Source organism: Streptomyces sp. NPDC001135 (genome assembly GCF_053598395.1).
Window position 1 is genome coordinate 29,333 of record NZ_JBSFKD010000022.1, and the last position, 17,559, is coordinate 46,891.

The 17,559-nt window shown below is 71.4% G+C and carries 18 protein-coding genes; 11 read left to right on the forward strand and 7 right to left on the reverse strand.

Annotated features, from left to right (window positions below):
* Positions 1-151: 151 nt before the first annotated feature.
* Positions 152-517 (forward strand): hypothetical protein, encoded by a 366-nt coding sequence (locus tag ACWC94_RS25240; protein ID WP_450799232.1) that lies wholly within the window; start codon positions 152-154, stop codon positions 515-517.
* Positions 518-624: 107 nt separating this feature from the next.
* Here ACWC94_RS25240 and dapA read toward each other — a convergent pair whose 3' ends face one another.
* Complete coding sequence (dapA, locus tag ACWC94_RS25245) at positions 625-1,527, reverse strand: 4-hydroxy-tetrahydrodipicolinate synthase (protein ID WP_450799233.1); 903 nt, start codon at positions 1,525-1,527, stop codon at positions 625-627.
* Between the two features lie 159 nt (positions 1,528-1,686).
* Here dapA and ACWC94_RS25250 point away from each other — a divergent pair, with 159 nt between their 5' ends.
* From ACWC94_RS25250 to ACWC94_RS25270, 5 genes are all read left to right on the forward strand, one after another.
* The gene (locus ACWC94_RS25250; protein ID WP_450799235.1) at positions 1,687-1,827 is read left to right on the forward strand and encodes a hypothetical protein; all 141 of its coding nucleotides are present in this window, start codon (positions 1,687-1,689) and stop codon (positions 1,825-1,827) included.
* Positions 1,824-2,519 carry a hypothetical protein gene (locus ACWC94_RS25255; protein ID WP_450799236.1) on the forward strand — a complete coding sequence of 232 codons (696 nt, stop codon included), beginning with the start codon at positions 1,824-1,826 and terminating at the stop codon, positions 2,517-2,519. The genes ACWC94_RS25250 and ACWC94_RS25255 overlap by 4 nt, the downstream gene beginning before the upstream one ends.
* Positions 2,520-2,765: 246 nt before the next feature.
* Positions 2,766-3,323 carry a DUF3618 domain-containing protein gene (locus tag ACWC94_RS25260; RefSeq protein ID WP_450799238.1) on the forward strand — a complete coding sequence of 186 codons (558 nt, stop codon included), beginning with the start codon at positions 2,766-2,768 and terminating at the stop codon, positions 3,321-3,323.
* A gap of 86 nt (positions 3,324-3,409) precedes the next feature.
* The gene (locus ACWC94_RS25265; protein ID WP_450799240.1) at positions 3,410-4,018 is read left to right on the forward strand and encodes an ArsR/SmtB family transcription factor; all 609 of its coding nucleotides are present in this window, start codon (positions 3,410-3,412) and stop codon (positions 4,016-4,018) included.
* 14 nt (positions 4,019-4,032) lie between these two features.
* Positions 4,033-4,770 (forward strand): SRPBCC family protein, encoded by a 738-nt coding sequence (locus ACWC94_RS25270; RefSeq protein WP_450799242.1) that lies wholly within the window; start codon positions 4,033-4,035, stop codon positions 4,768-4,770.
* A 12-nt stretch (positions 4,771-4,782) separates the two neighbouring features.
* Here the strand turns inward: ACWC94_RS25270 and ACWC94_RS25275 are convergent, their stop codons facing one another.
* The gene (locus tag ACWC94_RS25275) at positions 4,783-6,609 is read right to left on the reverse strand and encodes an endonuclease/exonuclease/phosphatase family protein (RefSeq protein ID WP_450799244.1); all 1,827 of its coding nucleotides are present in this window, start codon (positions 6,607-6,609) and stop codon (positions 4,783-4,785) included.
* 266 nt (positions 6,610-6,875) lie between these two features.
* Here ACWC94_RS25275 and ACWC94_RS25280 point away from each other — a divergent pair, with 266 nt between their 5' ends.
* From ACWC94_RS25280 to ACWC94_RS25300, 5 genes are all read left to right on the forward strand, one after another.
* Complete coding sequence (locus ACWC94_RS25280; RefSeq protein WP_450799246.1) at positions 6,876-8,303, forward strand: hypothetical protein; 1,428 nt, start codon at positions 6,876-6,878, stop codon at positions 8,301-8,303.
* Between the two features lie 173 nt (positions 8,304-8,476).
* On the forward strand, positions 8,477-9,925 hold the full coding sequence (locus ACWC94_RS25285; protein ID WP_450799248.1) for an alkaline phosphatase PhoX: 1,449 nt from the start codon (positions 8,477-8,479) through the stop codon (positions 9,923-9,925).
* A gap of 146 nt (positions 9,926-10,071) precedes the next feature.
* Positions 10,072-10,572 (forward strand): hypothetical protein, encoded by a 501-nt coding sequence (locus tag ACWC94_RS25290; RefSeq protein WP_450799250.1) that lies wholly within the window; start codon positions 10,072-10,074, stop codon positions 10,570-10,572.
* A gap of 37 nt (positions 10,573-10,609) precedes the next feature.
* Complete coding sequence (locus ACWC94_RS25295) at positions 10,610-11,248, forward strand: 2'-5' RNA ligase family protein (protein WP_450799252.1); 639 nt, start codon at positions 10,610-10,612, stop codon at positions 11,246-11,248.
* Positions 11,249-11,377: 129 nt separating this feature from the next.
* Positions 11,378-11,950, forward strand: coding sequence for a TetR/AcrR family transcriptional regulator (locus ACWC94_RS25300; protein WP_450799254.1), 573 nt, complete (start codon positions 11,378-11,380; stop codon positions 11,948-11,950).
* Positions 11,951-12,042: 92 nt separating this feature from the next.
* On the opposite strand, the gene ACWC94_RS25305 is transcribed toward ACWC94_RS25300, so the two are convergent.
* The 5 genes from ACWC94_RS25305 to ACWC94_RS25325 all read right to left on the reverse strand — a co-directional run bounded on the left by ACWC94_RS25305 (position 12,043) and on the right by ACWC94_RS25325 (position 17,494).
* Positions 12,043-13,296 (reverse strand): TerD family protein, encoded by a 1,254-nt coding sequence (locus tag ACWC94_RS25305; RefSeq protein ID WP_450799256.1) that lies wholly within the window; start codon positions 13,294-13,296, stop codon positions 12,043-12,045.
* An 82-nt stretch (positions 13,297-13,378) separates the two neighbouring features.
* The gene (locus tag ACWC94_RS25310; RefSeq protein WP_450799258.1) at positions 13,379-14,368 is read right to left on the reverse strand and encodes a zinc-dependent alcohol dehydrogenase family protein; all 990 of its coding nucleotides are present in this window, start codon (positions 14,366-14,368) and stop codon (positions 13,379-13,381) included.
* Entirely contained in the window at positions 14,365-15,192 is an 828-nt protein-coding gene (locus tag ACWC94_RS25315) for a carbohydrate ABC transporter permease (protein WP_450799260.1), read from the reverse strand. The genes ACWC94_RS25310 and ACWC94_RS25315 overlap by 4 nt, the downstream gene beginning before the upstream one ends.
* Positions 15,189-16,127, reverse strand: coding sequence for a carbohydrate ABC transporter permease (locus tag ACWC94_RS25320; protein WP_450799262.1), 939 nt, complete (start codon positions 16,125-16,127; stop codon positions 15,189-15,191). Before ACWC94_RS25320 ends, ACWC94_RS25315 begins: the two co-directional genes overlap by 4 nt.
* Positions 16,124-17,494 (reverse strand): ABC transporter substrate-binding protein, encoded by a 1,371-nt coding sequence (locus tag ACWC94_RS25325; RefSeq protein WP_450799264.1) that lies wholly within the window; start codon positions 17,492-17,494, stop codon positions 16,124-16,126. Before ACWC94_RS25325 ends, ACWC94_RS25320 begins: the two co-directional genes overlap by 4 nt.
* Positions 17,495-17,559 lie beyond the last annotated feature (65 nt).

Below are 17,559 nucleotides of genomic sequence, written 5' to 3' on the forward strand. Positions count from 1 at the left end.
CGCGGGCTGCTGCATTGGCATCACGGACGTCACCGGGTCGGGGCAATGCGCCACCGGCCCGCGAGCCGGACGTTCCAAACAAGTGCGACTATCACATCACTGTGACATGTCGGCTACGGACCGTCACTGCGTCCGGTAGGAGGACCCATCGATGAACCTCACCCCGAAGCGTCTGCTCGGCACTGCCGCGGCGGTGGCCACGGGCGCCACGGCCCTGCTCGGCGTCGGCGCAGGCACCGCCAACGCCACAGGCAGAGCGCACTGCGACCGTGCCGAACGGGCCATTTGGATAGACGACCCCAGCCGCAACATGACCGGTCACCACTGCAGCCTGCCGGACGACAAGAGCCGCTGGTACACCGTCGAGATCGACACCCTGGTAGAGCCGCACTACACGTCGGACTATCTGAACGGAAGCGTCGACCGGACCGAGACCCTGCACGACAGGACCATCAGGTGCCTGGGCTACACGTCCGAGAACGGCACGGTGAACTGGTTCGGCTGCGTACCCCGCTGACACCAGCGAGGGCTCCCGGGCCCATGCCCCTGCCCCTCGGCCCGGTCGGGCCTTCCCCGACGCGCTTCGTGCGCACTCGCCGGCGGTCACTCCTCACCGAGTGCTGATCACCCCGCGACCAGCTCCGCCCGCAGTGCCAGCAGCCCGTCGGCCGTCTCGCGGCCGGCGGGCAGCAGCGGTGCGCGTACGGGGCCGGCGGGCAGGCCGAGGCGGGTGAGGAGGGCCTTGGCGGTGACTGCCCCGGGCAGGCCCGCACCCGTCATCGCCTCGATCAACGGCGTGGTCCGCAGCTGGAGTTCCGTCGCCCCGGCGGTGTCGCCCGCGTCGAACGCGTCGAAGATCGCGGCGATGTGTCCGGGAACGGCGTTGGCGACCGTGCTCACACAGCCCGCCGCCCCGACCGCGTACAGCGCGAGCACATGCTCGTCGCAGCCCGCGTAGTACGCCAGGTCCGTGTGGGCCAGCACCTTCTGGGTGCCGAGGACGTCGTACGAGCAGTCCTTGACGGCCACGATCCGCGGGTGCGCGGCGAGGCGGATCACCGTGTCCGGCTCGACGCGGGTGCCGGTGCGGCCGGGGATGTCGTACAGCATCACGGGCAGGGCGCTTGCGTCGGCGACCTCGCGGAAGTGCGCCTCCACCGCCTCCTGCGGCGGCCTGCTGTAGTACGGCGTCACCACGAGCACTCCGTCGGCGCCCGCCCGGCCGGCCGCGAGGGTCAGTTCGACGGTGTGCCGGGTGTCGGCCGTGCCCACGCCCGCGACCAGGGACGCCCGGTCGCCGACCGCTTCCCGGACGGCCGCGATCAGCTCCGCCTTCTCGGTGTCCGTGGTGGTGGGGGACTCGCCTGTGGTGCCGTTCAGCACCAGGCCGTCGCAGCCCTCGGCCACCAGCCACGCGGCCAGCTTCCGGGCGCCGTCCAGGTCGAGGGCGCCCGCCTCGGTGAACGGCGTGATCATCGCGCAGAGGGTGCGGCCGAAGGGCGGGGAGGTCGTCCGTGTGCTTGTCATGGGAGTAGTCTCGGCACCACGTGCGTGAAGCTCTACTTAATTCTCCTGCGAGGTATTGATAAGCACCGCTGTAATGTCAGAGGGCTCTATGTCCAACTCGGCATCTCATGGGTCACTATGGCCGGAGGGTCACCGACGTCGTCAGTCATGGGAGGCACCATGAAGCTCGGCAAGGCGCTGGCCACCGGGGTCGCCGAGGAGCGGCCGCTCGTCCGTGAAGAGGAGATCCCGGCGCCCGAGGAGACCGTCCGCGTCGAACCGGCCGAGCCGGCCCGCGAAGAGGTTCCGGCCGCCCGATGAGACTGCGGCTCCCGGCGGAACGCCCTACGGAGCCGCCGACCGGATACAAGATCGCCCACCCCGTGCTGTCCCAGGACGGCATCCGGGCCGGGTTCACCGGAGTGTCGCTCGGCGGTGCGCTGCCGTACGGCGTCCTCGACGACGCCGCGTGCGTCTACGGGCGGCGGCACCGGCCGCCGGCGCGGCTGTGCGACTGCGGGTTCCACTGCGTCCATGAGCGCGGGGACGCCGAGGCCATGCTGTGCACCGCCGAGCACCGGACGGCCGTGTTGCTGGAGGTCTCCGTGCTCGGTGCGTACATCCGCTTCGAGCGCGGCTTCCGCTACGCCCGGCAGCGGGTGCGCACGGCGACCGCGGGCCCGTGCGCCTGCGGCGCCACCGCCGCCACCCTGGCCGACGCCGGCTGGGGCAGGCCCGGCTGGCTGGCCCTCGCCCCCGTCTGCGCCGGCTGTGTGCGGGGCCGTACGTCCGTCTCGCTCGCCGGGTTCGCCCGGCTGGCCGGGGAGGGGCTGCGGGTGGTGGCGCGGGGCGGTGGTACGGGGTTCCCGTCCGGCGTGCCGGCGGACGGGGTGGAGCCGGGTGTGCCCGAACTCGCCGCGGAGGCGGCGCTGTTGCAGGCGCGCCTCGACTGGTTCCAGAGTCAACTGGCGCGCCTCGGCGAGCGCGGGGACGGTGCGGGCGAGCAGGGCTGACGGTCTGCGGTCCGGGTACCCGGGTCCGGGGCGCGCGTGCGGGTGCGCGGGCAGGGATGCCTGCGGCGGCCCGTGCGGGTGCGTCGTGGCTGGAGTCGCGCCTACGGTGGTCTGTGAGTCGGTGCCGCGCCGGGTAAGTGTCCGTCCTTGGTCCGGCGGGCTGCTCGCCGCGTGGTGAAGGAGGCCGCTGCGGGCGGACGCCACCCGGCATGCCCCCGGCCGCCTTGCGCGGCCTCAGGAGGCGTCATGCGCATCGCCATAGCAGGAAAGGGCACACCGATGATGCACAGGACCCCGCACCGCTCGGGCGCCAAGGGCCCCGACGAGCTGCGGCAGCAGATCGAGCAGACCAGGCACCAACTCGGGCACGCCGTCGCCCAGTTGGTCGGCAGGGCCGATGTCAAGGGGCGGGCCCGGGTGCGGGCCGCCGACCTCAAGGACAAGGCCGGCGCCATGACCGTGCAACTGCGCGCGAGCGCCGCCCACGCAGGTCACGGCGTGCAGGGCCGGGCCGCGAAGGCCGGGCACGCGATGCAGGGCAGGGCCGTGCAGGCAGGGCACGCCGTACAGGGCCGGGCGGCCAGGGCAGGGCACGCCGTGCAGGGGCAGGCGGCCAAGGCAGGGCACGCGGTGCAGGACCGGGCCGGGCGTGCGGGGCACGCCGTGCAGGACACGGTTCCCCAGCCGCTGCGCGGTGCGGCGCGTGCGGGCATGCGCCATCCCGGTCCGGTCCTCGTGGCGGGCGTGCTGGGCGCGGCCGCGGTGACGGCCGCGATCGCGTGGCGCAGGATGCGGCGCCACTGAGGCGTCCGGCAGGGAGTCGACGCCACCCACTCACCGACAACTGCGTCCGTCTGGACAAAAAAAGTTGTCGGTGAGAGGGTGGGCGCATGCTGGACGTGACCGTGATCGAGGACCCCGAGGCGGCCGCCGTGTCGCTGGACCCCGTGCGGGCGCGGCTGCTCGCCGAGCTGGCCACGGAACCCGCCTCGGCGGCCATGCTGGCCGGCCGGGTCGGACTGCCCCGGCAGAAGGTGAACTACCACCTCAAGGCGCTGGAGCGGCACGGCCTGGTCGAGCTGGCGGGCGAGCGCCGCAAGGGCAATGTCACCGAGCGGCTGATGCGCGCGACCGCAGGGTCGTACGTCATCTCGCCCGCCGCCCTCGCCGCGGTGCAGCCGGACCCGGACCGCTTCCGGGACCAGCTGTCCGCGCGCTGGCTGCTGGCGCTCGGCGCCCGTCTGGTGCGGGACGTCGGGGCGCTGATCACCGGCGCCGCCAAGGCCCGCAAACGGCTGGCGACCTACGCCCTGGACGGCCAGGTCCGCTTCGCCTCCGCCGCCGACCGCGCGGCCTTCGTGCGGGAGCTGACGGCGGGCGTGAGCGCGCTGATCCGCAAGTACGACGCACCCGACGCCGAGGACGGCCGTGACCACCGGATCGTCGTCGCCCTCCATCCCACGGTCAAGGACCAGCCCACCCCCGTGCCGGATCAGTGAGCAGGAGCCCCGCCATGTCGAAGGAATTCGAGATCGTCCGCGAGTTCGAGGTCGACGTCCCTCCGGAGGAGGTCTGGGAGGCCGTCACCACCGGTACCGGCGGCTATCTGTGGCCGATGGACCCGCCGGAGCCCCGCGAGGGCGGCAAGGGACCCTTCGGGTCGACGGTCACCGCCTGGGATCCGCCGCACCGCTACACCAACCGCAGCGAGGACGTGGGCTTCCCGGTTCAGTCGGTCAACCAGCTGGACTACACCATCGAGCCGCGCGACGAGGGCCGCCGGGCCTGGGTGCGCTATGTGCACAGCGGTGTCTTCACCGACGACTGGAACAACCAGTACGACGGCGCCAGCAAGCACACCAACTTCTATCTGCACACCCTGTGCGAGTACCTGACGCACTTCGCGCCCCGCCCCGTCGCCTTCGCCCAGCTGAGCGGGCCCGAGGCCACGCGGAGCCCGCGGGCGCTCGCCGCCGTCGGCCGGGCGCTCGGCCTGGCGGACGACGCGGGCGCCGGTACGAAGGTGAGTGTGCGGGGACCCGGCGGGGCGCCCCTGGACGCCGTACTCGACTACCGGAACCCGTACTTCATCGGGCTGCGCACCGACAGCGCCCTCATCCGCCTCTTCGGACGCGGGCACTGGGGCGCGCCGCTCGGCATCAGCGTGCACGACTTCGCGCCGGACGCCGATGCCGAGGCGAACGAGGCCGCCTGGCAGGACTGGCTGAACGGCGTGTTCAGCCGGTCCTGAGCCTCATGGGGTTCACGGGCGGAACCGCAGCACCTGCGGGTCGTGGTCGCTGATCTGGTCGTTGAACTCCGAGTTGACGTGCACGCTGTCGTACTCGAAGTCGCAGCCGCGCCGGATCGCCGGGCTGATCAGGATCTGGTCCAGGACCTGCTCGTTGCCCTGGTAGTCGTAGGTGTAACGCTCGCTCCTGGGCAGCGACTTGATCGCCGACCACAGCTCGCCGTCACCCTCGAGGATCTGCGCCGTCTCGGAGAACTCGAAGTCGTTCATGTCGCCGAGCGCGATGACGTTCGCGTTCTTCTGGACGTCCAGAATGCTCTTGACGAACGCGTTCACCTCGGTCGCCTGGGCGTGGCGCTGGATCTCCGAGCTGCGCACCGGCGGCTGGTACTGCGAGGCCAGACCCTGGTCGCCGCCCTTGGAGTTGAGGTGGTTGGCGATCACGAAGACCGTCTTGCCGCGGAAGACGAACTCGCCGGCCAGCGGCTTGCGGCTGTTGTTCCAGGCCGCGTTCCCCGGGTCGATCCGGCCCGGGGACGCCGTCAGCTGCGCCTTGCCGTGCACCTTCGTGACGCCGACCGCCGTGGTGGAGTCGCCGCCCGGACGGTCCACGAAGGACACCCGCTCGGGGTTGAAGAGGAACACCTGGCGGATGTTGCCGCCCGGTTGGCCGCCGTCCTGGTCGTTGACCGGGTTGATGGAGCGCCAGTCGTACTTCGGGCCGCCCGCCGCGACGATCGCGTCGATCAGCTTGTTCACGGTCCCGCTCGCGTCGACCGTGCCGTCGTCCTTGGCGCCGTTGTCGTCCTGGATCTCCTCCAGGGACACGATGTCCGGCGACTGCAGGTTGTTCACGATCGCGGCGGCGTGCTGGTCGAAGGTGGCGTCGGACGGGTCGAGGTTCTCGACGTTGTACGTCGCCGCCGCCAGCTCGCCGCGCGACTGCTTCCGCGTGGTCTCCCGCTCCAGGCCGCCGCTCTCCAGTGTGCCGAGCTGGCTCGCGACGAGGGTGTAGCCGCCGAACTGGTTGAAGTCCAGCGGGCCGGTGGTCGTACCGGAGAGGGTGTCGCCGACGTTCGCCTTCGGGAAGTCGGCGGTCGAACCCAGCGACTGGACCTGCAGCCGGCCGGTGTTCTGGGAGTCATAGGAGCCGTAGACCGTGCCGCCGCGGCGGTTGCGGTGCTCGTACGGCTTCACCGTGACCCACAGCTCGCTGTAGGGGTCGGTCGCGGTGACCACGCGGGCGTCCGCGACCTGGACGTTCATGCCCTCCAGGGACTCGTAGTAGTCCAGGGCGTACGCGGACGGGTCCAGGGTCAGGCCGTTGATCGAGCCGTTCGCCGCGGTGTCGCCCCCGGGGGCGTACGCGTCCGGCACCGAGTCCTCGTCGATCACGACCGGTGCCGGGACCGGGTTGCCGGTGGAGGCGGTGGTGACGATCGGCTTGGTGATCTCCGTGACCGACTGGTTGCCGGAGGAGGTGCCGCCCGGGACGTACTCGGAGACCGTGCCCGTCACCGTCACCGAGTCGCCGGCCGCGACCTTCGGAGCGGAGCCGGTGAAGACGAAGACGCCCTCACTGGTGGCCGGGTCGTCGTCCGGGGTCGGATCCTGCATCCAGAAGCCTTTGGAGGAGCCGTAGGTGCGGATGGCCGTGACGATGCCGGGGACGTCCGTGACCTGCCGGCCGGCGAGCGGCGATATTCGGGTGGTGCCCTGGATGTCGTGGATGCGCACCGAGTCCGCATGGGCGGGGGTGGTGAGGACGACGGCGGACGCCGCACTGCAGACGGCGGCGACGGTGAGCGCGGCGAGGCGCGCGGAAGACCTGCTCGGCAAGGGATCCCTCCGGGGACGTACGTGAGCGCCGGGACGAGGGTGGAACGGGAGCGTGCGGGGCTCGTAGCCCTCCGTGACACGCATAGAGCCGAGTGAACAGTTGTCCCCCCAACTTCTACGCGCGTCAATCTCCAGCCTGACGCGGGGAGTTGTCAAGGTTTCGGCCATGTACGGCCGCTGACGGGCAGATGAACCGGGCGGCATGGGTGGAAATCCGTCTAGGCTGAGCGGTTGAGCCCGTTCACGGTGTTGAGGAGAACCAGCCGATGTCAGACAGCTCCCCCCTGCCGCCCGTACGGCTGCACCCCGAAGCGGAGCTGGCGCGCGCCGCGCTGTCCACGCCGTTGCTGTCCCGTGCCGCCCGCCTCGCCCGCTGGGCCGGTCCCGACACCCGCGTGGACGCCGGCGGCGGACTGGCCGAGGAGCAGCTTCCGGCCGCCGCGGAACTGCTCGGACTGAGCGGTGACGACGCCGCCGCGTACGCCGGTGAGGCCTGGCGGGTCGCCGTCGACGCCGGACTGGTCGAGATCGTGGACGAGGAGGCCGGGACCGTCCGGGCCGGTGCGGAGCTGACGCTGCTCACCGGGGGCTCCCCGGCCGATGTGCTCGCCGTGTGGCTCACCGCGCTGGAGACCGTCATCGCCGACGCGAGCGTCCCCGATCTGGATGATCTGGTCGACGCCCTGGACGAGGGCGGTGAGATCGATTTCTCGTCACTCGACTGGGACCCGGAGGCCGAGGCGGACTTCCTCGACGGCGTCCTCGGCAACCTCTATCTGCTGACGGTGAGTGAGGACGGCGCCGGTGACGGCCCGGTTCCGCTGCCCGCGCTGGCCGCCTCGATGCTCGTCCCCGACGGCATGGGCGAGCCGACCAACGACGTCCTGGAACAGGTCTCCGACGCGATGATGCGGCTGGACGACCAGTTCCGGGTGCTGGAGCCGGTCGGACTCGTGGAGTACCAGCCGGTGGACGAGGCTCTGATGGCCGACACCGACGAGGAGCCCGCCGCACCGGTGGACGACACCGACGTCTCCCGCTACGGCATGGTCCGGCTCACCCCGCTCGGTGTGTACGGGCTGCGGGCGCGGCTGCTGGAGGCCGGTTTCCAGGCGCCGGCCGTCGGTGAACTGGCCGACAAGGGAGCGGACGCGCTACTCGACGGGACGGCGGGGTTCGGGCAGGCCGCCGCCCGGGCCGAGACCGAGCAGTGGCTGATGCGACGTGAACCGCTTGCGGCGGCACGGGAGTTGCTGGCCGCGGCCCGGGGCGCCGACGCGGGCGCCCCGCTGCGGAGGCTGCGCTGCCAGCAGGCGCTGTCGCTGGTGGGCGCGGAGGCGGAGCCGGCCCTCCGCGAGGTGCTGGACGACCCCGAGCTCGGCGGCCTGGCCCGGGTGTGGCTCAGCGAACGGGGAGCTGAGGAGGTCCCGGCCCCGTCCGAGGCGCTGGTCTTCTGGCTGACCATCGACACGGTCGCCGCGCAACTGGCCGCCGAGGGCAACTCGGAGGAACTCCAGGCGCTGGTGGAGGGACTGGCGGCACAGCACAGCGGGTTCTTCTCCGCGGCCTGGCGGGTGGAGCATCCGGCCACGGCCGATGTGCTGGAGGCGATGGGGCGGCTGCATCCGGACAAGAAGGTGGCGAAGGCGGCGCGGAAGGCGGCGTTCAAGGCGAGGTCGCAACACGGCGCCTGACGACTCCTGGGCCGGTCGTGGGCCGGTGCATACGGATGGCATGCGGATTCTTGAACACGGGCCGGTGAAGTAGCCCGGTGTTCAACTCCCGTTCAAGGTGTGGCGGGAGCGTGTGCGCCGAACGAGGTCCGCCACCCCCTCCACGGCACTCCCACCGTCTCAGGAGACACACCATGTCGCTCACCCGCAGGGACTTCGCCGGAAAAGGCGCGATCACCGGTGCCGGATTCGCCCTGGCGGGCAGCGTCGGCGTGCTCGCCACCGCGCCGAACGCCCTTGCCGCGGTGGACATCGACAGCGCCGGGGACGAGTCGGCGCACGGTGGCCGCGACGGCGTCGGCTACGGCCCGTTGATTCCCGACCCGAACGGCGTCCTGGCCCTGCCCGCGGGCTTCACGTACCGGGTCATCACCTACAGCGGCAGGACCACGCTGGAGTCCGGCGAGTTCACCCCCTCCCACCACGACGGCACCGCCACCTTCGCGGGTCCCCGCGGCGCGACCCTCCTGGTCAACAACCACGAGCTCAAGGGCCCCCGCGCGGCCTGGCAGTACCCCGTCCCGCTCACCGAGGGCCTCGTCTACGACCCCGCCGCGGCCGGCGGCTGCACGGTCGTCGAGGTGCGCCGCGACCACGTCGCCGAGTGGGTCGGCATCGCCGGCACCTCCACCAACTGCGCCGGCGGCAGGACCCCTTGGGGTACCTGGCTCACCTGCGAGGAGACCGAGGACAAGGCCGGCCAGAACGGCATGACCAAGGACCACGGCTACGTCTTCGAGGTCGACCCCGCCGACCGCCGCGCCAACCGCGACCCCAGGCCCGTCAAGGCCCTCGGCCGCTACGCCCACGAGGCCGTGGTCGTCGACCCCAAGCGCGGCCACGCCTACCTCACCGAGGACGCGGCCGGCCCGAACGGGCTCCTGTACCGCTGGACCCCGCCGGAGGGCTTCCGGCACGGTCGCGGCGGGTTCCGCGCGCTCGCCGACGACGCCGGTGTCCTCCAGGCCTTCAAGTGCTTCGACTCCGGCGGCAGGCTCGTCGACGACCTCTCACGCGCCACGAGGACCGGCACGGTGTACGGCGTCGACTGGGTGGACGTCCCGGACCGCGACGCGCAGACGGTCGCCGTCCGCAAGCAGTTCACCGACGGCCAGGTCACCCGCGCCCGCAAGCTGGAAGGCATGTGGTGGGGCGACGGCGGCGCGTACGTCGTCTCCTCCTACGCCCGCGCGGAGAGCCCCGTCCAGCACGACGGGCAGGTCTGGTTCTACGACCCGGGGCGCCGCACCCTGACCCTGAAGGTCCTGCTCGGCGTCAACCCCGACCCGTTCGAGGACGGTGACTTCGACGGCCCGGACAACATCACCGTCTCCCCGTACGGCGGCCTCGTCATCGCCGAGGACGGCGAGGGTGTCCAGCACCTGTTCGGCGCCACGGAGAGCGGTCGCACCTACCCGATCGCCCGCAACGAACTCAACATCGGCACCGCAGCGGAGCCGGAATACAGCGAGTTCACGGGGGTCACCTTCTCGCCCGACGGCAAGACCCTGTTCGCGAACATCCAGACGCCGGGCATCATGCTGGCCGTCACGGGGCCGTGGAAGCGCGAGAAGCGCGGCTGAGATACGAACTCGGCGAGGGGGGACGGCAGGGCGCGCGGTCGACACGGCCCTTCACCTTGGATCACAAATTACTACGTTCTGTGCATATATTCTCACGCTGAGTAGTCGATAGAAATCGTGCACGCTCAGGTGAGAAAGGGTCAACCATGCGTAGATTTCAGCGCGCAGCGCTCGTGGCCGCAGTGGTCACGGGGCTGTCCGCCCTCGGGGCCGGTACCGGCTTCGCCGACGACAACGACGGTCCGCAGCAGGTCTCCGCGGTGGCTTCCGCCCAGGCCACCGCCGTGGTCACGTGGGGTGCGCCGTCCAGCGACCCGCAGTCGGACTCGCAGTCCGATGCACAGTCCGACTCGCAGTCCGATTCGCAGTCCGTCTCGGTCACGGCTCCGCCGGTGAAGGAACCGGCGAAGCCGGCAAAGCACCAGCGGAAACCATCGAAGCCCACGCACGAGCAGAAGCCTTCCAAGCCGAAGCAGGAACAGAAGCCTTCCAAACCCAAGCAAGACCACAAGAACGAAAACAAGAACCACGGCGCGAAGCACACCCACAAGCACCCGGCGGAAGAACCCGGACACAAGAAGGACGCCGCGAAGCACGGCCACCAGCACCACGGACGGCAGCGCACCCTTCGGTTGATTGAGGAGTGAGGCGGCGGCCGTCGGCGGGCAGGGCCATGATGGCGGTGTGCCCTGCCCCTCGACGCCCGGCCCGGCCGAAGCCTTCGGCCGGCTCGAGGCGGTCCCCACGCCCCGGACCGCCGTGGCATGGCTTCCCCCGGCCGAACTCTGGCCCGCCATCCAGCGCATCCGCGTCGCACACGACCCGCAGATCCGCCGCTGGCCCCCTCATGTGAACCTCGTCTTCGGATTCGTACCGGAGGAGGACTTCCCCGCGGCGCTCCCGCTGCTGGCAGCCGCGGCCGCCGGGTGCGAACCCTTCGACATCCGGCTCAGCGGAGTCCACGCGTTCCGCCACCGGACCTACGCCACCGTGTGGCTCGACCCGGCGGCGGCCGGCCTCGCACCCTGGACGCAGCTCCGGCGCGCGCTGGCGGAGCCCTTCCCGTACTGCACGGAGCGCTTCCCGCGCTTCGTCCCGCACCTCTCGCTCGGCCGCACCCGTGCCCCGCGCGTCCTCGCGGCCGAGTGCGCCGCCCGGCTCGGCGTGCTGCACGCGCGCGTCGCCGAGATCGACGTGCTCGCCCGCCGCGGTGACGGCCCCATGCGGACGCGGGCCACCATCGGCCTGGGCACCGGTGCCGTACACCGGCACCTCGGCCCGGACCCGGCCACCGGCGGGTACGAGCCACCCGGGCGGTGCTGACGAATGGCGGCGAGCGCTTCGCGGGGGAGGTGCTCCCGCCCGGCTCGCTGGTGCACACTCGGGTGTCGGCGCCGGCCATCATCCCGGTGGTCACGACGACGAGGACGGCGACAAGCGGGGAGTGACGGGATGCCGCGGGTGAGACCCATGCGTGCGGACGCTCGGCGCAACTACGAGCGGTTGCTGAAGGTGGCGGCGGAGGCCTTCGCCGAGCATGGGGAGAACGCGTCCCTCGACGACATCGCCAAGCGGGCGGGTGTCGGCGCGGGTACGCTCTACCGGCACTTTCCGACGCGGCAGAAGTTGCTGGAGGCCGCGTACGTGGACCGGATCGAGGCGCTGGGGACGCGGGCCGACGAACTGGCGCGGGAGCTGCCGCCCGGCGAGGCGCTGACGGAGTGGCTGTACGAGCTGGGCGTCGGCACGATCCAGGTGCGGGGTATGAAGGCGCTGCTCGGTTCGGCGGTCACGGACGGCGGTTCGGCGGCGCCGACGGAGTGCGGAACCGTGGTCAAGGGGGCGGTGGCGCGACTGGTGGAGGCGGCGCAGGCGGAGGGATCCCTGCGGGGCGACGTCGAGCCGATCGAGGTGCTGCGGCTGGCGCACGGGGTGGCCGTGGCGTCGGAGCTGGCCAACGGGCAGGGGCGACAGCTGCGACGTTACCTGACCCTGCTGGCGGAGGGACTGCGGCCGACGGGATGAGATTGGCCCCGGGCCATCAGCCGGAGGGTCTCCGCTCCCGGCCGGGCCGGAGCGGGGGACGGCCGCCGTCCCCCGCTCCGGCCCGCACGGTGTCACAGCGCCCGAGCCCCCGGCTCCACCATGTTCCGTACCGTCCGGGCCTTCACGAACTCGCCCATCGCCGTCATGTCCCACTCGCCGGAGAACTGCCGGACCAGCTTGGCCATCATCACGCCGGTCTGGGGCTCGGCGTGGGTGAGGTCGAAGCGGACCAGTTCCTCGCCGGTGGTGGCGTCCAGCAGGCGGCAGTAGGCCTTGGCGACCTCGGTGAACTTCTGGCCGGAGAAGGAGTTGACCGTGAAGACCAGGCCGGTGACCTCCTGGGAGAGTCGGCCCAGGTCGACCGTGATCACCTCGTCGTCGCCGGCGCCCTCACCGGTGAGGTTGTCGCCGGAGTGCCTGATCGCGCCGTTCAGGATCGTCAGCTTGCCGAAGTAGCAGCTGTCGACGTGGTTGCGCTGCGGGCCGTAGACGATGACCGAGGCGTCCAGGTCGATGTCCGCGCCCCGGAACGCCGGCTCCCAGCCGAGTCCCATCTTGACCTGGGAGAGCAGCGGACGGCCGCCCTTCATCAGGGACACGGTCTGGTTCTTCTGCAGGCTGACCCGGCCCTTGTCGAGGTTGATCTTTCCGGCGCCCGGAGCGGGGGCGGGCGGGGCCGGGGGCGCGGACACCGGCGGGGCGGGCGGCATGACCGGGGTCTGCGCGGCCGGCGCGGGCGGGGGCGCCGGGGTCTGCACGGGGGGCGCGGGCGGGGAGACGGGGGTCTGGATGGCGGGCGCCGGCGGGGTCGCCGGCTGGGGCGGCGCCGCGGGCTCCTCCACCGTCACCCCGAAGTCCGTCGCGATGCCGGCCAGTCCGTCGGCGTAACCCTGGCCGACGGCGCGGGCCTTCCAGGCGCCGCCCCGGCGGTAGATCTCCACGACGACCAGTGCCGTCTCCGTGCCGAGCTGCGGCGGGGTGAACGTGGCCAGCACCGCGCCGCCGTCCGCGTCGCGGAGCGTGGCCGTCGGCTCGATGCCCTGGAAGGTCTGGCCGGCCGCGTCCGGGCTGGCCGTGACCACGATCTTCTCGACGTCCGGCGGGACGGCGGCGGTCTCGACGGTGATCGCGTCCGGGGCCGCACCGCCGCCGGACGTGTAGCGCACGCCGGGGCCCGCCGGCTGGTTGTAGAAGATGAAGTCGTCGTCCGAGCGCACCCTGCCGTCGGCGGTGAGCAGCAGGCCCGACACGTCGAGCCGCACCGGCGCGGCCACGTCCACCGTGACACGGGCGGCCGACAGAGGGATGTTCGAGCCAGGGGTCATAGCTGTCATGCCGGGTGAACGAACGACACCGCTTTACCGTTCCCTTACCCGCCGGAACCCCTCGAACGGCCCGCCGAACGGCCTACGGCACCACCACGATCTTCCGTCCCACCCCGGCCGCGAACTGCTCCAGCGCCTGCGGGTACCGCTCCAGCGGGATCCGGTCGCTGATGAACACCTGCGGATCCAGCACGCCGTTCGCGAACAGCTCGGCCGCCCGCTCGAAGCTGTGCAGGACGGCCATCGAACCGGTGATGGTGATCTCCTGGTTGTAGATGCGGTACGGATCGATCGTCACCCGGGTCGCGTAGTCGGCCACCCCGAACTGCAGGAACGTGCCCGCCTTCGCCACCCGGTCCAGGCCGTCCTGGATCGCCGCCGCGTTGCCGGTCGCGTCCACGACCACGTCCCAGCCCCGGGGCCGGTCCAGCTCGTCCGCACTCGCCGCCGAGGCGGACACCCCCAGCTGCCGGGCCGTCTCCAGGCGCGCCGGGTTCACGTCCACCATGTCCACGCTCGCCGCGCCCGTCCGCTTGGCCAGCTCCAGCATCATCAGGCCCATGGTCCCGGAGCCGTAGATCAGGACGTGGGCGCCGAGGCGGGCGCGCAGGACGTCGTAGCCGCGGACCGCGCACGACAGGGGCTCCACCAGCGCCGCGTCCTGCGTGCGCACGTGTTCCGGCAGCTTCACGCAGTTCGCCACCGGCGCCACCGCGAACTGTGCCGCGCCGCCCGCCGTGGTCACGCCGATCGCGGCCCACCGCTCGCACAGGTTGTTGTGGCCGGTACGGCAGTAGCGGCACTCGTAGCAGTACAGCGAGGGGTCCACGGCCACCCGGTCGCCGGTCGCGACCTCGGTGACCTGGCTGCCCACCCCGACCACCGTGCCCGCGAACTCGTGCCCGGGGACGATCGGCAGCTTGGGCGCGAACTCGCCCTGCAGGATGTGCAGGTCGGTGCCGCACAGGCCGCACGCGGCCACTTCCACGACGACCTCGCGCGGTCCCGGCGTCGGGTCGGGGACCTCGGTGACGACGGCGCGGCCCACGGACTCGATGACGGCGGCCTTCATTTCACGGCTCCCAACGACAGGCCCTGGACCAGCTTGTCCTGGGCGGCGAACCCCGCGGCGAGCACCGGCAGGGAGATGACGAGCGACGCGGCGCACACCTTGGCGAGGAACAGGCCCTGGCTGGTGATGAAGCCGGTCAGGAAGACGGGGGCGGTCTCGGCGACCACGCCCGTGAGGACCCGGGCGAACAGCAGCTCGTTCCAGCTGAAGATGAAGCAGATCAGGGCCGTCGCCGCGATCCCGGGCAGGGCGATCGGGGCGACCACGCGCGCGAGGATCGTCGGCAGCCGGGCGCCGTCGATCTGCGCCGCCTCGATCACCGCCACCGGGACCTCGGCGAGGAAGGACTGCATCATCCACACCGCGATCGGCAGGTTCATGGAGGTGTAGAGGACGACCAGGAGCCAGATGTTGTCGAGCATCCCGGCGTTCTTCGCGAACAGGTAGATGGGCAGCAGACCGGCCACCACCGGCAGCATCTTCGTGGACAGGAAGAAGAACAGGACGTCCGTCCACTTCTTCACCGGCCGGACGGACAGCGCGTACGCCGCCGGGAGGGCCAGCAGGAGGACGCACAGTGTGGAGACCACCGACGCCACCGTGGAGTTGATCAGCGCGGGCCACGGGCTCGGCCCGCCGCCGCTGCCGAAGAACTCGCGGTAGCCGTCGAGCGTCAGCGACGCGGCGAAGGACGGCGGGTTGGTCGCCGCGTCCGCCTCGGAGTGGAAGGACGTCAGGGCCATCCACGCGATCGGCAGGAAGAACACGATCCCGGCGAACCAGGCCAGCAGGCCGAGCCCGTTGCGGCGCAGTACGGCGTTCATGCGCGGGACACCTCCTCGCGGAACAGGGACGACACCACGCGCAGGGCGAAGGTCGCGATGATGATCGAGCCGATGACGACCAGGACCCCGGCGGCCGAGGCGAGCCCGTTCTCGTGGGCCTGGTAGAAGCTCTGGTAGACGGTGTAGGGCAGGTTCGCCGTCCCCAGGCCCCCCGAGGTGATCGTGAAGACCGCGTCGAAGTTCTGGACGATGTAGATCGAGCCCAGCAGGGCGCCGAGCTCCAGATAGCGGCGCAGATGGGGCAGGGTCAGATGGCGGAAGATCTGCCAGTCGTTCGCGCCGTCGACCCGTGCGGCCTCGATCTGCTGCTGGTCCCGGCTCTGCAGCCCGGCGAGCAGGATCAGCATCATGAACGGCGTCCACTGCCACACCAGGGCGGCCTCGACCGCGAGCAGCGGGGTGTGCGAGATCCAGTCGGGCTGTGGCCCGCCCACATCGTGCAACAACCCATTGAGCAGGCCGTATTCGGGGTTGTAGAGCACATGCTTCCAGAGCAGGGCCGCGGCCACCGGCACCACCAGGAACGGGGCGATGAGCAGGGTGCGGACGACGCCCCGGCCGCGGAACCTGCGGTCCAGCAGCAGCGCCAGAGCCAGCCCCAGCACCAGGCTGGCCAGCACCACCGCCACCGTGAGCAGCACGGTCGTCCACACCGAGTGCCGCAGGTCGGCGTCGGTCAGCACCTGGTGGTAGTTGTCGAGGCCGGTGAAGTGCCGGGCCTTGGGGTAGAGGGCGTTCCAGTCGAAGAAGGAGATCACCAGCGTGGCCACGAACGGCAGCTGGGTCACGGCGATCATGAAGACGAGGGCCGGCAGCAGCGGGGCCCGGGTGGCCCAGGCGCGCAGCCGGGCCGAGGGTTGATTCGACGTTCTGGCGGGAGCGGCCGCGTACGGGGCCGTGGTCGTCGCTGTCATCGTCCCTCGTACTCCTTGGAGATCTTCTCGGCGAGCCCTTGCGACGTCTTCAGGGCCGAGGCGACGGACTGGCGTCCGGCGATGGCCGCGCTGATCTCCTGGGAGACCTTGGTGCCGAGGTCGGTGAACTCGGGGATGCCGACGAACTGGATGCCGGGCGCGGGTCGCGGCTGTACGCCGGGGTCCTGCGGGCGGGCGCTCTCGATGGCCTGCCTGGTCATCTCCTGGAAGGCACCGGCCTCCTTGCGGTAGGCGGCGTTCGTGTACGTCGACGCACGCTTGCCGGCGGGGACGTCCGACCAGCCGCTGGTGTCGCCGACCAGCTGTTCGTAGCCCTTGCCGGACGCCCAGGAGACGAACTTCCAGGCCTTGTCGGGGTTGCGGGAGGCCTTCTGGATGCCCCAGGCCCAGGTGTACAGCCAGCCGGAGGACGGTGTCCTCTCGACGGGGGCCGGCGCATAGCCGAGCGTGCCCTTGACGGGGGAGCCCGCGGCCTCCAGGGAGCCGGCCGCGGAGGTGGCGTCGTACCACATGGCGACCTTGCCCTGGGTCATGTCGTTCAGGCACTCGGCGAACCCGGACTGCGCGGCGCCGGACTCACCGTGCGCGCGGACGAGGTCGACATAGAACTTTGTCGCCTTCTCGAACTCCGGGGAGTCCAGGCGGGCCTTCCAGTGCTGGTCGAACCAGGTGCCGCCGAAGGTGTTCACGACCGTGGTGAGCGGCGCCATCAGTTCGCCCCAGCCCGGCAGTCCGCGCAGGCAGATGCCCTTCATGCCGGGCCGCGCACCGTCCACCCGCGCGGCCAGGTCGGCGACCTGCCGCCAGGTCGGGTGGGCCGGCATGGTCAGGCCCTTCGCCGCGAACACGTCCTTGCGGTACATCAGGAAGGACGACTCGCCGTAGAAGGGCTGCCCGTAGAGCCTGCCGTCGTCGCCGGTGAGGGACTGGCGCATCGGCTTCAGGACGTCCTGTTCGTCGTACGAGGGGTCCTTCGCGACGTAGGCGTTCATCGGGTGCAGCCAGCCGTTGCGGGCGTAGATCGGGATCTCGTAGTTGGAGAGGGTGGCCACGTCGTACTGGCCGGCCTGGTTGGCGAAGTCCTGGCTGATCTTGTCGCGCACGTCGTTCTCGGGCAGGACGGTGAAGTTGACCTTGATGCCGGTCTCCTTGGTGAAGTGGGCGGCGGTCAGCTTCTGCAGCTCGGTCATCTGGGGGTTGTTGACCATGAGCACGTTGATGGAGTCGCCGCCGGAACCGGTCCCGCCCGCACCGGCCCAGCAGCCGGAGAGCAGCGGGGCGAGCAGCGTCCCTACGGCGGCCGTGGCGAGCGTGGCTCGCGGCCTCCGTCGGCTCGGGATACGCATGGATCGCTCCTGGGGATGTGGAGGTTTGGGGATATAAGGGGCACAGAGAGACGGGGGACGCCCCT

Excerpts from the sequence above, each read along its gene's own strand:
- ACWC94_RS25240 (WP_450799232.1), top strand. The coding sequence starts at position 152 with ATGAACCTCACCCCGAAGCGTCTGCTCGGCACTGCCGCGGCGGTGGCC.
- dapA (WP_450799233.1), bottom strand. The coding sequence starts at position 1,527 with ATGACAAGCACACGGACGACCTCCCCGCCCTTCGGCCGCACCCTCTGC.
- ACWC94_RS25250 (WP_450799235.1), top strand. The coding sequence starts at position 1,687 with ATGAAGCTCGGCAAGGCGCTGGCCACCGGGGTCGCCGAGGAGCGGCCG.
- ACWC94_RS25255 (WP_450799236.1), top strand. The coding sequence starts at position 1,824 with ATGAGACTGCGGCTCCCGGCGGAACGCCCTACGGAGCCGCCGACCGGA.
- ACWC94_RS25260 (WP_450799238.1), top strand. The coding sequence starts at position 2,766 with ATGCGCATCGCCATAGCAGGAAAGGGCACACCGATGATGCACAGGACC.
- ACWC94_RS25265 (WP_450799240.1), top strand. The coding sequence starts at position 3,410 with ATGCTGGACGTGACCGTGATCGAGGACCCCGAGGCGGCCGCCGTGTCG.
- ACWC94_RS25270 (WP_450799242.1), top strand. The coding sequence starts at position 4,033 with ATGTCGAAGGAATTCGAGATCGTCCGCGAGTTCGAGGTCGACGTCCCT.
- ACWC94_RS25280 (WP_450799246.1), top strand. The coding sequence starts at position 6,876 with ATGTCAGACAGCTCCCCCCTGCCGCCCGTACGGCTGCACCCCGAAGCG.
- ACWC94_RS25285 (WP_450799248.1), top strand. The coding sequence starts at position 8,477 with ATGTCGCTCACCCGCAGGGACTTCGCCGGAAAAGGCGCGATCACCGGT.
- ACWC94_RS25290 (WP_450799250.1), top strand. The coding sequence starts at position 10,072 with ATGCGTAGATTTCAGCGCGCAGCGCTCGTGGCCGCAGTGGTCACGGGG.
- ACWC94_RS25300 (WP_450799254.1), top strand. The coding sequence starts at position 11,378 with ATGCCGCGGGTGAGACCCATGCGTGCGGACGCTCGGCGCAACTACGAG.
- ACWC94_RS25305 (WP_450799256.1), bottom strand. The coding sequence starts at position 13,296 with ATGACCCCTGGCTCGAACATCCCTCTGTCGGCCGCCCGTGTCACGGTG.
- ACWC94_RS25310 (WP_450799258.1), bottom strand. The coding sequence starts at position 14,368 with ATGAAGGCCGCCGTCATCGAGTCCGTGGGCCGCGCCGTCGTCACCGAG.
- ACWC94_RS25315 (WP_450799260.1), bottom strand. The coding sequence starts at position 15,192 with ATGAACGCCGTACTGCGCCGCAACGGGCTCGGCCTGCTGGCCTGGTTC.
- ACWC94_RS25320 (WP_450799262.1), bottom strand. The coding sequence starts at position 16,127 with ATGACAGCGACGACCACGGCCCCGTACGCGGCCGCTCCCGCCAGAACG.
- ACWC94_RS25325 (WP_450799264.1), bottom strand. The coding sequence starts at position 17,494 with ATGCGTATCCCGAGCCGACGGAGGCCGCGAGCCACGCTCGCCACGGCC.